Annotated in this window: 10 protein-coding genes; 5 read left to right on the forward strand and 5 right to left on the reverse strand. The window is 70.5% G+C overall.

Annotated features, from left to right (window positions below; genetic code table 11):
* Positions 1-86: 86 nt before the first annotated feature.
* Positions 87-1,736, reverse strand: a complete 1,650-nt coding sequence (locus ACIQWA_RS39280; RefSeq protein WP_402491521.1) for a condensation domain-containing protein — start codon at positions 1,734-1,736, stop codon at positions 87-89.
* A 554-nt stretch (positions 1,737-2,290) separates the two neighbouring features.
* Here ACIQWA_RS39280 and ACIQWA_RS39285 point away from each other — a divergent pair.
* The 3 genes from ACIQWA_RS39285 to ACIQWA_RS39295 all read left to right on the forward strand — a co-directional run bounded on the left by ACIQWA_RS39285 (position 2,291) and on the right by ACIQWA_RS39295 (position 6,166).
* The gene (locus tag ACIQWA_RS39285; RefSeq protein WP_402491524.1) at positions 2,291-2,866 is read left to right on the forward strand and encodes a pyridoxamine 5'-phosphate oxidase family protein; all 576 of its coding nucleotides are present in this window, start codon (positions 2,291-2,293) and stop codon (positions 2,864-2,866) included.
* A gap of 729 nt (positions 2,867-3,595) precedes the next feature.
* On the forward strand, positions 3,596-4,375 hold the full coding sequence (locus ACIQWA_RS39290) for a class I SAM-dependent methyltransferase (protein ID WP_402491527.1): 780 nt from the start codon (positions 3,596-3,598) through the stop codon (positions 4,373-4,375).
* 360 nt (positions 4,376-4,735) lie between these two features.
* Positions 4,736-6,166: a serine/threonine-protein kinase gene (locus ACIQWA_RS39295; protein WP_402491530.1), complete on the forward strand. Its 1,431-nt coding sequence runs from the start codon at positions 4,736-4,738 to the stop codon at positions 6,164-6,166.
* Positions 6,167-6,245: 79 nt separating this feature from the next.
* On the opposite strand, the gene ACIQWA_RS39300 is transcribed toward ACIQWA_RS39295, so the two are convergent.
* The gene (locus ACIQWA_RS39300; RefSeq protein ID WP_402491533.1) at positions 6,246-7,265 is read right to left on the reverse strand and encodes a hypothetical protein; all 1,020 of its coding nucleotides are present in this window, start codon (positions 7,263-7,265) and stop codon (positions 6,246-6,248) included.
* A 580-nt stretch (positions 7,266-7,845) separates the two neighbouring features.
* Positions 7,846-8,469 carry a hypothetical protein gene (locus ACIQWA_RS39305; protein WP_402491536.1) on the reverse strand — a complete coding sequence of 208 codons (624 nt, stop codon included), beginning with the start codon at positions 8,467-8,469 and terminating at the stop codon, positions 7,846-7,848.
* Between the two features lie 822 nt (positions 8,470-9,291).
* Between ACIQWA_RS39305 and ACIQWA_RS39310 the strand changes: the two genes are divergently transcribed.
* A complete protein-coding gene (locus ACIQWA_RS39310) occupies positions 9,292-9,645 on the forward strand; it encodes a DNA-binding response regulator (RefSeq protein WP_402491539.1) in 354 nt (117 codons plus the stop codon).
* Positions 9,646-9,720: 75 nt separating this feature from the next.
* Here the strand turns inward: ACIQWA_RS39310 and ACIQWA_RS39315 are convergent, their stop codons facing one another.
* Positions 9,721-10,527, reverse strand: coding sequence for a gamma-glutamyl-gamma-aminobutyrate hydrolase family protein (locus ACIQWA_RS39315; RefSeq protein WP_402491542.1), 807 nt, complete (start codon positions 10,525-10,527; stop codon positions 9,721-9,723).
* A 262-nt stretch (positions 10,528-10,789) separates the two neighbouring features.
* Between ACIQWA_RS39315 and ACIQWA_RS39320 the strand changes: the two genes are divergently transcribed.
* Positions 10,790-11,698, forward strand: coding sequence for a LysR family transcriptional regulator (locus ACIQWA_RS39320; RefSeq protein ID WP_402491545.1), 909 nt, complete (start codon positions 10,790-10,792; stop codon positions 11,696-11,698).
* A 118-nt stretch (positions 11,699-11,816) separates the two neighbouring features.
* Here the strand turns inward: ACIQWA_RS39320 and ACIQWA_RS39325 are convergent, their stop codons facing one another.
* Positions 11,817-13,076 carry a hypothetical protein gene (locus ACIQWA_RS39325; RefSeq protein WP_402491548.1) on the reverse strand — a complete coding sequence of 420 codons (1,260 nt, stop codon included), beginning with the start codon at positions 13,074-13,076 and terminating at the stop codon, positions 11,817-11,819.
* Positions 13,077-13,112 lie beyond the last annotated feature (36 nt).

A 13,112-nucleotide genomic window follows, 5' to 3' on the forward strand; every position in this document is an offset into this window, starting at 1 on the left:
ATGCTCCGCATGGACTCCCTCCTCCGCCTTGCGATGCACGCACCCCAACGCCGCGCGCTGATCCGACGCGAATTGTCAGACACGCCCTAGGGGCGGCCCGTACCCTCGGCAAGCAGCTCGCCGGAGGGCGTGAACACGCGGTAGTGGTGCGGGGCGATGGCGTCGGTGCGCTCGGCCACGAGGGCGACCACGGCCCGGTGCAGCGCCTGCAGGTCGGTCGCGGGCTCGGCGGCGGTCAGCTCCGCCACCAGCCGGTCCGGCCCACCCGGCACGACGGACAGCCGCACCTCGGCGCCGTCCGCGGCCGCCGAGACCAGTCGGCCGGTCTCGGCCAGGTCGAACCAGCAGGCGTCGGCGTAGACCCAGCCGTCGGGCCGGTGCGCACGCTCGGCGCCGGCCGCCTCGCGGACCTTGACCTCCCCGTGCACGCTGCGGACCAGCAGTGCCTCCATCGCCTTCAGCAGCCGCTCGACGACCGGCCGGGGCAGGTAGACGGTGTCCGCCATGAGGAACAGGTGCAGGGTGTCGGGCATGTACTGCACGTGGACGAAGTACTTGGCGTCCTGCCGCGGCCAGGCCCCGATGAAGGAAACCGTGCTGCGATCGGCCAGCTCGGCGAGGTGTGCGGCCGAGCCGTCGGTCTGCGGCAGCGACTCCCAGCGGTCGTTCATCCGCACGTCGTTGAAGAAGGACGACAGGTCGAGCCCGACGCCGCGGTGCAGCCGGACCTCGGCGTGGACGGCGTCCATGGACGGCGGGTGGTACTCACCGAACCGGTAGGCCGACATGCCCGGCAGGAAGCAGCGGCGGACCGCGTCCTCGAAGGTGCCGTCCGCCAGCTTGAGCACGAACAGCGCGTTCTCGGTCTGGGCGCCCACCATGTCCCGCAGCCGGGGCTCGTTCCGGTTGCCGGCGATGAGCTGGAGCACGGCCGTGTCGTGACCGGAGTACGCCGCGATCACCGCCGCAGCGGCTGTCAGCAGCACGGTGCTGGTGCTCACCTGGCAGCGGGTGGCGAGCGTGTCGGCGGCCACCGCGCCGGCCGGCGAGTCCAGTCGGAGCCTGACGAACCGCTCCGGATCGTCCGGGTCGCTGCCGGCCTGCGCGAAGTCGAAGTGCGAGCGGGGCACCCGGGTCAGTGTCCGGCGCCAGAAGTCCAGCGAGGCCCGGCCGCGCGCCGCACCGTCGCCCTCCTGCTGGAACCGGGCCTGGTCCAGCGGATGCCAGTCAACCGGGTCGAGCGCGCCGCCGGTCAGCAGGGTCTGCAACTCGGCCTCGAGAATCCGGATGCCGAAGAAGTCGGTGCACTGGTGGGAGACCACCAGGAGTACCCAGCTGGGCACTTCGTCGACCGTGACCACGGCGTAGCGCATGCCGAACTCGACGGCATGGTCGAAGGACACGTCGGCGAGGCGCTGGGCCAGTTCGGCGGCCTCCTCTCGTGGGACCGGCCCCTCGGCGGCGAACACGGCCACCTCGGCCCCGCCAGCGCCGGCCACGGTCTGCACCGGTCCGGCCGGTGTCTCGGTGAAGGTGCTGCGCAAAGCCTCGTGACGGAGGATCAGCTGCCGGACGGCGGCCACCACCTCGTCCGTCGAACACCCGGCCGGAAGCGCCAGGGTGCGCGGGATGTTGAAGTAATGGGCCTCTTCGCCCAGCCATTTGATGGACTTCCAGATCGCGTGCTGGCCCCAGCTGAGCGGCGCCGAACCGGACCGGAGGCCGGCGAAACGCACGGGAACGGCGTGAGATTCGCGAATCGACATCTGAGCACCTCGAATTCAGGCCAGAACCCGCATGGAGAAACGTACGACGTAATCGACGGAGACGACTCGGAAGGAACAGCCCTGGCACTCCGCACAACAGAGGCAGGTGTCCGGAGAACGGACATCGGCAGGCTTCGTTCCGGTGATCAACTATTACGAAGCTAGCAAGCTCCGCGAGCAATTGTCTAGACCATGTCTCGTAGGTCGAGAAGCCCTGAGCAGGTGTGCCCGGCCAAACCCGCAGCTTCGCCCACCCTTGGGGCGATCTGGTGGAGGCGAGCCAACTCTGAGTCGACTTGCCTGACTTGGTCCTCCCTCGAAATCTCAGGATGCAAGACCGGAACTGATCGGGGTTGCCTGGCCCCAGGACCGAATGGCAGGCTTGCCGCGGCCCGGGAGGGGGTCGCGGGGAGCCGTTCCCGAATCACTCCCAGGAGCTCTCAGAAATCGGGGGATTTCGCGGCGCTGAATTCGCGCGCACTCTTCCGCACTATCCTGCCGAATCTCGACGATGGGTCCGTGGCGTGGGGCATGTCTACCGTCAGCTGGACGCCCCAACCCGGGCGTTCATCGAGCAGCAACCGATGTTCTTCGTGGCGACCGCGCCGACCGCGGACGGTCGGGTCAACGTCTCCCCCAAGGGATACGCCGACACCTTCACCGTGCTCGACGACACCACGGTGGCCTACCTGGACCTGGACGGCAGCGGCATCGAGACCGTCGCCCACGTCCGCGAGAACGGGCGGATCACCCTGATGTTCTGCAGCTTCGACCGTCGGGCGATCATCGTCCGGCTGTACGGGACCGGGCGCGTGGTCACCCTGCACGATCCCGAGTTCCCCGCCCTGCTGGCCAGGTTCGGGCCGCATCCCGGTGTGCGGTCGATCATCGTGGTGGACTGCGACCGGATCGCCGACTCCTGCGGCTGGGGCGTCCCCCGGATGTCCCTCATCGAGGAGCGCAGCACCCTCGACCGTTGGGCGGCTCGCCAGGACGTCCAGGAGACCCGCTCCTACCGGGCCAGACACAACCGCGCCAGCATCGACGGCCTCCCCGGCCTCTCCGCCGGCGAATCCGACCCGGTGAGCCAACACTCCTGACGGCCCACCGGCGACCTTGGGTTCTAGGATTCGTTGCAACACCCCAGCTCAAGGGGTGCGATGGACTTCGAGATCCGAGCGGACCGTAGGCCACAGGGGCGCAAGGTGCTGTCCCGGGAACGAGCGGCGGACTCTATGCACGACTTGGCGCGCAGGAAGGTGGCGCCGTGTCGGGCGAGTCTGCGTATCGACCTGCGGGTGAAGGGCTGGCCGAGCTTGGGCGGGCGGGTGGTGTCCGTCTGGACGACGGATTGCTCGCCGCCAGGCCAACCCGGGTTCTCCCGGTTCCAAGGTCGGAGCTGGGTCCAGCGCGAGCAGTGGATGGCGGGTCACCAGGTGGCGGGTACATGGAGGGGGCTGCGGGTGATGGCACCTTGGCGCCACTGGACGGCGTCCGCGTTGGTGGTGAGGCGCAGGCCGGGGAGGCGGGCAGCCAGCGTGTGCAGGCCGAGGTGGAGTTCGGTCCTCCACCGTCTTCGACTCGTGCGGGGGTCGAAGGGATCCTGCTCCAGAGGCAGCCGGCGGCGGCAACCTGGACCGGGAAGACGTCCTCGCGGCTGAGCAGGACGGCCTGCTGCGCGCGGGCGGTCAGGTCGCCGAGTTCGGCGTTCTCCAAGGCGGCGATCCCGGTAAGGGCCTGACGACTTCGGGGAATTTGCTCGGGGACGTCTGGTACTGGGCCGACGGGTGATCAGTGGAGGGTGTTGACAGTGTGGCTAGGTTTGGATCATGAGCGATCGCGGGGTGGACGGCAGCGCAGGGGACGCGGACTACGGCACGATAGGCGGCGGGTACGCCACCTACCGGCAGCCGGACGCAAGGATCGAGCAGGCGATCACCGCCGCCCTGGGTGGGGCGCGCACGGTGGTCAATGTCGGGGCCGGGGCGGGGTCGTACGAGTCGGCGACGCTGGAGGTGACGGCGGTTGAGCCGTCGGCGTCGATGCGTGCCCAGCGCCCCGCACACCTGTCGGCCGCCGTCGATGCTGTGGCCGAGAACCTGCCGTTCGGCGACGACGTGTTCGACGCGGCGATGACCACCTTCAGCGTGCACCAGTGGAGCGACTTCAAGGCAGGGCTGCGCGAGATGCGCCGGGTGGCGCGCGGCCCCGTCGTCGTGCTGACCTGCGACCCTGATCTCGTTCGGGACTTCTGGCTGTACGACTACGCGCCGGAGGTGTTGGACACGGAGGCGCGCCGCTATCCGGTGATCGCGGATCTGACCGAGACTCTCGGCGGACACACGACGGTGACCCGGGTGCCGATACCCGTCGACTGCACCGACGGCTTCAACGAGGCGTACTACGCGCGCCCCGAGATGCTGCTCGACCCCGGTGCCCGACAGGCGTGCTCGGCGTGGAGCTTCGTCGACGAGCAGTCGCGCGAACGATTCGCCGCGGATTTGCGGCGCGACCTGGACAGCGGAGCTTGGGACGCCCGGTTCGGCGCCCTGCGGCAACAGCCTTTCTATGACGGCTCGTTGGTGGTGATCCGGTCCGTTCCGGCCTGATACCTGCGTCGCGGCTCCGCTCGCGCCGTGACCTGAGAAGGCCGCAGAAGGGCCGCATGGGTTGGGTGAGTTGTTCCGCTCACCTGGGCTCGTGCGGCCTGTTCCCGTCCTGCCCTGTCCGGGGTGGCTGCCGCAGGTAGTTGTCACCAGGGGCGCGGCCGGCCCTTCGCCCTCCGGACCTGCCTGGGCCTGGTCCAGCTCCAACAGCACGATGGTCCCTGCCACGATCCCAATGCGCAGGATCGCATGGGCGACTGCATTTTGATCTTTGTCGAGTTCGGCCGAGGTCTGGTCCCGTTATGTGCACACTGCGTAGGCTCGAAGCCAACTGCTCGCCGTCACTAGGGCCCGGGGGAGACGATGGCTCAAGAGGCAAGCCCTGGCCAGCTCATCGGCGGGAAGTACCGGCTGGTCTCCAGCCTGGGGTCAGGCGGCTTCGGACGGGTCTGGAAGGCCCACGACGAGCACCTTGACGTAGATATAGCGATCAAGGAGATCTGGCTCCCGCCTGCGCAGTTCGAGGAGGAGTACAACGAGCGCCTCAAGCGTGCCGCACGTGAGGCCCGAAACGCCGCGAAGCTCCGCGATCACCCCAACATCGTGACCGTTCACGAAGTCGTCGTGGATGCCGGCCGCCCGTGGATCGTGATGCAACTGGTCAACGGCTGCTCGTTGGACGAATACGTCAGGCGGCGTGGCCCGTTGCCCCGCGACCTGGCGCTCAAGGTTGCCAGGGCACTCCTGGAGGCCCTCGACGCCGCTCACCGGGCCGGTATCCTGCACCGCGACGTCAAGCCGGCCAACGTCATGATGGCTTCCGACGGAAGGATCCTTCTCACCGACTTCGGGATCGCCCGGCACGAGAACGACACGGTGCTGACTGCGTCGGGGACAGTCATCGGATCCCCGGAGTACATGGCGCCCGAGCGAATTCGGGGACGGGCCGACATGCCGGTCAGTGACCTCTTCTCCCTCGGAGTCACGCTCTTCCAAGCCGTTGAAGGAAGCTCCCCGTTCCGGAGGGAGACGTCAATGGCATCCATGTCCGCGGTGTTGATGGATGAGCCTCCACCGCTCGTGAAGGCCCGCGACCCGCTCAAGACGGTCGTCCGTCTGCTGCTTGAGAAGAAGCCCGAACAGCGGCTCGGCATTTCCACAGCTTCGGTCCTCCTTGCTGAACCGTCTCACTCCCAGGACCCCGGTGGAATGCAGGCCGAGCCCAAGATCTCACCACCGAAGAAGGATCACCAGGCTTTATTGAGGGCAGCCATAGAGCACGAGCGGCAACAAGAGGTTGAGAGAATGCTGCTCAATAGACCATCACCTGTCAGGCGGGTGCCCGCTGTCAACACGCGGAGAACACTGGAACAGGAGCAGAGCGAACCTGAAGGCCAAGCTGGTGAGAGCAAAGCAACCAGGCGATCGGGCGGTCTTCCAGCAAAGGAGGTCTGGAAGCTAATGGCTGCAGGACTAGGATTCATAGTGCTGTTCGGGGGGTTCTCGTGGGGCCTTTCAAAAGTGACGAATAATTCGGCCTGTGGCTGGATGAAGAGCGCACTCACCAAGTATGAGCCGAATGGCTATACTACATATCAAAATCGACAACAGATCATCAATCAGACGAGAGACGCCCTGGATCTCCCAGGGCTTGACCATGACCTCAACTCCGACCTTGAGGTATACCTAGACAGACTATTGAGGAATTGGTCTGCCCAGGACGCCGGGGACAGTCAGGCGAGTCAGGCGAGGTCGGAGGTTCTGCGCGCATGCGGAGACAAGGGGGACCAATGAAATGCTGGGGCTCCCGCGAGCTCTGCGTGAGGTGATGGGCCATGGGGTGCCCGCAGCCGCCACGACGCGCTGGACGCGGCTACTCGTCGGAGCGCAGGGCGGTGACGGCGTGGCGGAAGACCGTACGCCGACCCTCGGTCGCTTCGGCTCGGACCAGTACGCCCGTGGCCGGGTCCACGGTGAGGTGGCACGTCAGGGTGGAGTCCGGGGCCCAGGCGCTGAGGGGGAAGGTACGCAGAGGGCGGACGGTCGCGGTGACGGCTCCCGGTGACGTGGCGCTGACGCGTGCCAGGTGGGAGACGATACGGGCCGGGGTGAGCAGTTCGGCCAGTCGGGCGGCCGCCGGGCTGGTCCTGTCCGGTACGTAGTCACCGGTCACCGTCAGTGCCCGCCCGTCACACGTGATCGTCCAGGAACGGGCCGAAGGCGCGGGTGTGAACGAGAGGTCGTGGTGCGGGTCGGCCTCCCTGCGGACCGTCGCGGTCAGCAGGGCCGGCTCCAGCAGGGTGGTGGCCATGCGCGCCAGGGTCCTTGCCGCTTCGGTTTCGGACCGCGCGTCCCGGACGTTCAGGTCGTCAACCCGTGCGGTCGCCAGGATGCCCTGATCGTCGTGGAGCGCGGCGGACCGGAGGAAGCCCGTGGCCGGGTCGAGCCGGATGGTCAGGCCCCGGGCGCCCGGCGGCAGCCACGGGTCGGCGGGGTCCGCGAACAAGGGGTGCGGGGTGAGGGAGAGTTCGACCCACTCTCCCTCCCGGCGCGCCTCGGTCACCGTCCCGATGCCCCTGATCAGGCGCGCCGGGTCGAGCAGGGCGGCCCAGGGCTCGTCGCCGTCCCCCTCCCGGAGGCGCAGTGGGGAGACTCCCCTGATACGGAGGCGCTCCGTTCCTCCCCGCCGCCGGTTCGCGGGCTCGCCCGACACGGCGGCGGCGCCGAACCGGCCGCCGAGGTCCGGCTCGGCGTCCCGGGCCGCGTACTCGATGTCGATCACAGCGTCCACGTGCGCGTCCTCGGCGGCCGTCGCCGCGATCCGGGACAGTGCCCAGGCGGCCAGTCGCTCGCGGTCCGCCGGTGGACCGGCTAGCCGAGTGGAAGCTGCCATGAGGCCCAAGTCTCCTCTGCGCCAGGACGGTTCGGAGCCCACTGCACGTACAGTACGCGGTACGGGTGGCTCGGCGGCGGGGTTCCCACGGCCTCGATCGTGTAGGAGCCGTTCCCGCTGTCGGTGATCCGGCAGCCCGGGTCGGTGATACCGCTCCCGCAGGCCAGGATCCTCTGCCGCCCGGTGTCCTCGTCCGGGATGCCGGACGCATCGATCGTGCTGTGCAGCATGAAGGACGCGTACGAGGGGGCCGACGGGCCTGCGACGATGACGCTGACGGGCCGTCCCGCGTCGGCCCGCAGGCCGGCGTCCGCGGGATGCCCCCATTCCAGCCGCCTCGGTGGCTCCTTGCGTCGGCCGCCGCCCCACTGGCCCGCCACCAGCGGCAGGTCACGGCCGCTGTCCTCCCGTGCGGCCGGAGGGGTCCCGCCGTCGCGCCCGGGCACCGGTCCGGCCACGGCGGGGGGCGTGGACGCGGTGGACGATCCGGAGGCCGGCATGTCGGCGGCCGGCGAGCCCGCGCAGGAAGCGAGCAGAGCGGCGGCACCGCAGGCCGCCGCCCCTCTCACCATCCGGTGCGTCAGCCGGTGCACTTGAGCTCGGTGTCGTTCTGGTTGTAGACGCCGGCCGAGCCGCGGCCCTGCGGCCCGGACACGTAGAAGCGGGCCTGACCCTTGTAGCGGTACAGGGTGTCCTTGGTACACCTCTTGGGAGCCACCACGCGCAGGGTCCGGGTGTTCACCTTGCCGCCCCTGCCAGTGGCCAGGTGCTCCCAGCCGTACCAGCGGGAGCGCGACAGCGTCCCCTCGGTCGAGAGGTTCGGGGCCACCTGGCCGCACTTGGTGTCGAAGTGCACGTTGATCGTGCTCGGGGTGGTGTGCGAGTTGTGCGGGTAGTCCACGGAGGCTCGGCAGAGGTAGGGCAGCCGGGCAGCCGCAGCCACCTGCACGTCGGCGACACCCGACGCCGTCGCGTCGTCCGCCGAGACCAGATCACCCTCCCCGAAGGTCGCCTCCTCCTCGGGGAGGACCTGATCCGGCTCGGCGATCTCGACGACCTCCGTGGTCTCCGTGCCCACGGCGTCCGCCGGGAGCTCGTCGGCCGCAGCGGCCACACCGCCGCCCGCGAAGGCGATCCCGGCGGCGAGTGCCACCGAGGATACGAAGGTGACGGCGCGCAGCCCAGCGCGCATGGTCGTGGCCACGATTACTCCCGAGGTTCGGTGCCGGCAAGAAATGGTTGATGCCCAGTGAGGAAGCGCGGGGCGTCGGAACGAGCGCGCTTCGCGGCGGCGGCCACTCTGGTTGCCGCATCGCACCGCGCTCAAGGCCCGTTCGGGCGCATCAACCCCTTTCCGCCAACGGCACACGCTCCCCCACGGCCGGTGAGACGGTCTCGATCGGCAGGCAAACCACTTCTGTGCCAACGGACTTGGTTCGATCCGGGCGGGATTCGGGCCGCGTCGGACGTGCGTTCGGGGACGGCCGAAAGCCGTCTGCGGAATCATGAGCTCCGCGTAAGAGCGCGACCCGGTGCGCGGTCTCCTCACGAAATCCTCAGGGTCACTGCGCGACGATGCCGTCGGCTTCACAGCACGTCCGGGAGTCGGGCAGGGCGCCGCCGGGCGCGCCTGCGGATCACCGCACCCCGCCCCGACCACCCCGCCCGTACTGCGGAACCGGTCCGATGGCGTTCCCGTCGGCGCGGGGTGGGGCCGGCTCCCCCGGGCCGGCCCCACCCCGTCTCACCCGCCGGGTCACGCCCTCGTCGAATCCTCGGCCGTTCCCGGACGCACGCGCACGACGGAATCGGACGGAGGCAGAGCGATGCGGAGATCACGGGTGGGAAGCCCCGCCGGACACCCTCCGGCAGCAGCACCTGCACCCGCAACCCGTGCCGGCGGAACGGACCGCACCGCCGGTTCGCCGAGCCGCGCCTCCGTCCCGAACTCCGGCAGCGCCATCGCCCTCACGGCGGCCGGTCGTCGTCGGCCGCTGCCGCTGATGCCGCCGCCGCTGAGGCCGACATGCGCATCCTGGTAGTCGAGGACGACGGCGACCAGCGCTTCGCCCTGGCCGCCGCGCTGCGCGGAGCCGCTCTGGCCGTCGACGCCGCCGCCGACCTCCCCGCGGCCGATCAGGCGCTCCGTTCCACCGCGTACGACTGCGTCGTGCTCGACCGAATGCTGCCGTCCGGCGACGCCGTGGCCTATGTGCGCCAGATGCGGCGGGAGGGCCGGACCATCCCGGTGCTCTTCCTCACCGAACCGACCTCCAACGTGGTGGACGTCGTGGTCTCCCAGCTTCGCCGCAAGCTCGGCGGTCCACCACTGATCCACACCGTGCGCGGAGTCGGGTACCGGATGCAGCCCCCAGCGTGAAACGCCCGGCCCCGGGCGGTGGGGATCCTTCGGGAAGCGACAAGCTCGCTCCTGACCTCGAAGCCTCGACCGTGATCAGCGGGTTTCGAGGTTGTGGGTCATGCGCCCCGGCGTCGGCATGACAACTCCGCTCGACCGGCGCGCCGTTCGCGGCTCCTGACCGGCGGCGGACACCGCCTCGCCGCCCGGCCTGGCCGCGGCCACCAGCGCGTGCACCACGGCCGGCTCGAAGGCCACCTCCGGGTGCCACTGAACGCCCACGGCGAAGCGGTGCCGGGTGCTCTCGATCGCCTCGATGGTCCCGTCCGCCGCACGGGCGGAGACCATCAGCCCGGCGCCGAGGGAGTCCACCGCCTGGTGGTGGTGGGTGGCGACCCTGCTGGTGCCCGGCAGGAGTGCGCCGAGCCGGGTCCCGGGCACCGTGGTGACGGGATGGGGGGCGAAGTGCCCCCCGTACGGGTTGTGGCCGTGGTGCCCCACCTTCTCGGGCAGGTGCTGGACCAGGGTGCCACCCGCGTGCACGTTCATCAGCTGCATCCCCCGGCAGACCCCTAGCACCGGCATGTCACGGGCGAGTCCGGCGGCCAGCACGGCCTGTTCCCACCGGTCGCGTTCGGGGACCGGCGGCCCGGTGCAGGTGTGGGGCTTCGCTCCGTACAGCGCGGGATCCAGGTCCTCGCCACTGGTCAGGATGATCGCGTCCAGGTTCTCGACCACATCGGCCGCGGCCTCCGGCGCGTCCGGCGGCAACAGGACGGCGCGGCCGCCCGCTGCCCGGAGGCAGCTGGTGTACGCCGCGGGCAGCAACACGGCGGGCAACTCCCACTCCCCCCACCGTGCGTCGGCGAGGTAGGTGGTGAGTCCGATGAGTGGCTTGCGCATACCACTTCCTTCCAGGGCTGGGGCCGGTCGTCGACGGCCGTCTCCTCCGCGGCCCACCGGCGGCACAGGTGTGCGGCGGGTGGGCCGCGAAGGAGGGGGTGCACGGCACGGCGGCGCTCGGAGGCGCCCGCGGTGGCGAGCGATCGGCCACGTCGCGGGAGCGGAGGCTTGCGCATCCGGGCCGCAAGCAAGAATCCTGCTGCCGTTCATCCTTAAGCACAACAAAAGATGTCTTCGCGACAGATAAGTGAGCCTTAACTCCATGCAGAGACTGGACCCCCGCCTGCTCGCCACCCTCGAAGCCGTGGTCCGCCACGGTTCCTTCACCGCCGCCGCCCGTGAGCTGGGGTACAGCGCGCCCGCCGTCTCGCAGCAGATCGCCGAACTGGAACGCCGGGCGGGTCTCAGGGTGCTCGAACGCCGGCCCGTGCGGCCGACCCCGGCGGGCCAGGTCCTGCTCGACGCCGAGCAGGGGGTCCGGAGCGCCCTGGCGGCGGCGGCCGTGGAACTCGACGCCATGCGCGCCGGCACGGCCGGACGGATCCGGCTCGGCGCCTTCGCCTCCGCCGCGGCCGGCATCGTCCCGAAGGCGCTGGCGCAGTTGCACACGGTCTACCCCGACGTGCAGGTCAGCCTCTCCCAGGTGGAGCCCGAAGCGGGCTACGGCCGCCTGAAGCGGGGAGACATGGACCTGGCCCTCAGCTACGACTACGACTTCATACCCCTGCCGCCGCCCCGGACGCTGCGCCGGACGCTGGTCGCACGGGATCCGGTCGTGGCGGTGGTCCCGGCCGGCCACCACCTCGCCGACCGGGACGTCATCGACCTGGCCGGCCTCGCCGCCGAGACCTGGATCGCGGCCCCGGAGGCGGCGCTGCGCCTGGAACTGCTCGCCCAGATCGCCAAGACGTCGGGCTTCCAGGCCCGACTGGCGTACGAGGGCGACGACTTCAACACCGTGCTGGGCTTCGTGGCCGCGGGCCTGTGCGTCGCCGTGATGCCACAACTCGCGCTCCCCCGGGGTGCCACCCAGGTCGTGGCCCGCCCGCTGGCGGACCCGGAGCTGATGCGGTTCATCTACGCCGTCCGCATCGACACCCGGCACGCCCCGCGCGCTCTGCTGGCGCTGGAGCAGATGCTCGCGGAGCAGGCGCTGGCCGCCCTCTCGTGAGGCGCAACCGGCGGACCGGACGCGCCCCTCCCCCGTTCCCGCCCCTCCCCCGTTCCCGCCCCACGGCCGCCTGCCGCCTGCCGCCTGCCGCCTGCCTCCGGCTGCTGCTGCGGCCCCGCTACTCCGGCTGGCCGCCCGGGTTCGCGGTGAGCCGCTCCCGCCACTGGGCGACGGCCGTCGGGGAGGTCGCGGCCAGCCGGGCGATCTCCTCGTCGTCCCGCCCGTCGGTCCAGTTGAGGACCCGGGTCAGGACCGTGTTGCGGGCACGGCGGAGCTCCTTGACCATCTCCTCCAGCCGCGCCAGCTCCTCGCCGGTGGCGGCGAGCGTCTCGTCGACGGCCGCACGCTCCTCGGCCCGCTGTTTCCACAGGTGGTCGTTCAGCCCGGTGAGGACCACGCCGTCGTTCTCCGCCGCGCTGCGGAAGGTGTCGGCGAGGTGGCCCAGCACGCAGTCCGGGGCGTCGGCGAGGCTCGCTCCCATGACCCTGGCCGCCTCCCAACTGGCCCGGCCGGCCTCGCTGGTGCTGAACCACGTCCCGGCTTCGACCGGCGTACGGTCCCCGCAAGCCGCCGCGCGGTAGGCGTACAGGGCCGCGCGGTGGCCGTAGAACGTGTAGCCCTCCTCGATCCGGACGTTCGCCGGAGCGCACATCCGCCCCGGTACGCCGCCGTAGCCGGAGGCGGGTTCATAGGCGGCGTAGGCGTCCAGCTCCGCGTCGGTGGCCGTGGACCAGGACGGATCGCACAACTCCGGGTTCCGGGCGAGGAAGTCCGCCACCTCGACCCGCGTCGCGCGGACCCGGCTCGTACGGGGTTCGGGCCAGGTCACCGCTCCCGTCGCGTCGGAGGTGTAGCGGCAGGCCTGTTCGAGATCGGCCCAGGCCGTGGCGGCCTCGGCGGACCATTCGAGGTCGGCGGCCGGCCCCACCCGGTGCAGGGAGTCGACCACCCGCTGGACCGTGGGCAGTAGGCGCCCGGCCAGGGCGTACAGCTCCTCGGCGGTGAAGAAGCGCCAGGTCGACGTGCCCTGCCCGTCGGTGGCGCTGTGGGTGAGCGGGTGGACGAGGACGGCCGGTGAGGGCAGGGCCCCGTCTCCGGCCTCGCACCGGCGACGTCCCGGGAGCTCGGCGGCGGAACCGTCCTCCTGCGTCCGCCAGTCGGAGTCGCCGAACCACACGGCGCCGGTGGAGAGGTCGACGGCCAGCCACTGCTGGTAGCCGTTCCCCGGGCCGAACCGCTCCTGCCGGTGCTCGGCCTGGCGGTCGTGCCACACGTACTCCGCCGGCGGCGGGTTGAGTTGGACGGCTACGAACCCTTCCTCGGGGGTGTACCCCACGACGACGTGCGCGGTCGGTTTGCGGTGTTCGGTCCCGGACATGCGGCTCCCCTCCGTGGCGGACCGTGGCTGACTCAC

The sequence above is a fragment of the Kitasatospora sp. NPDC098652 genome (assembly GCF_044760155.1).
Taxonomy (GTDB): domain Bacteria; phylum Actinomycetota; class Actinomycetes; order Streptomycetales; family Streptomycetaceae; genus Kitasatospora.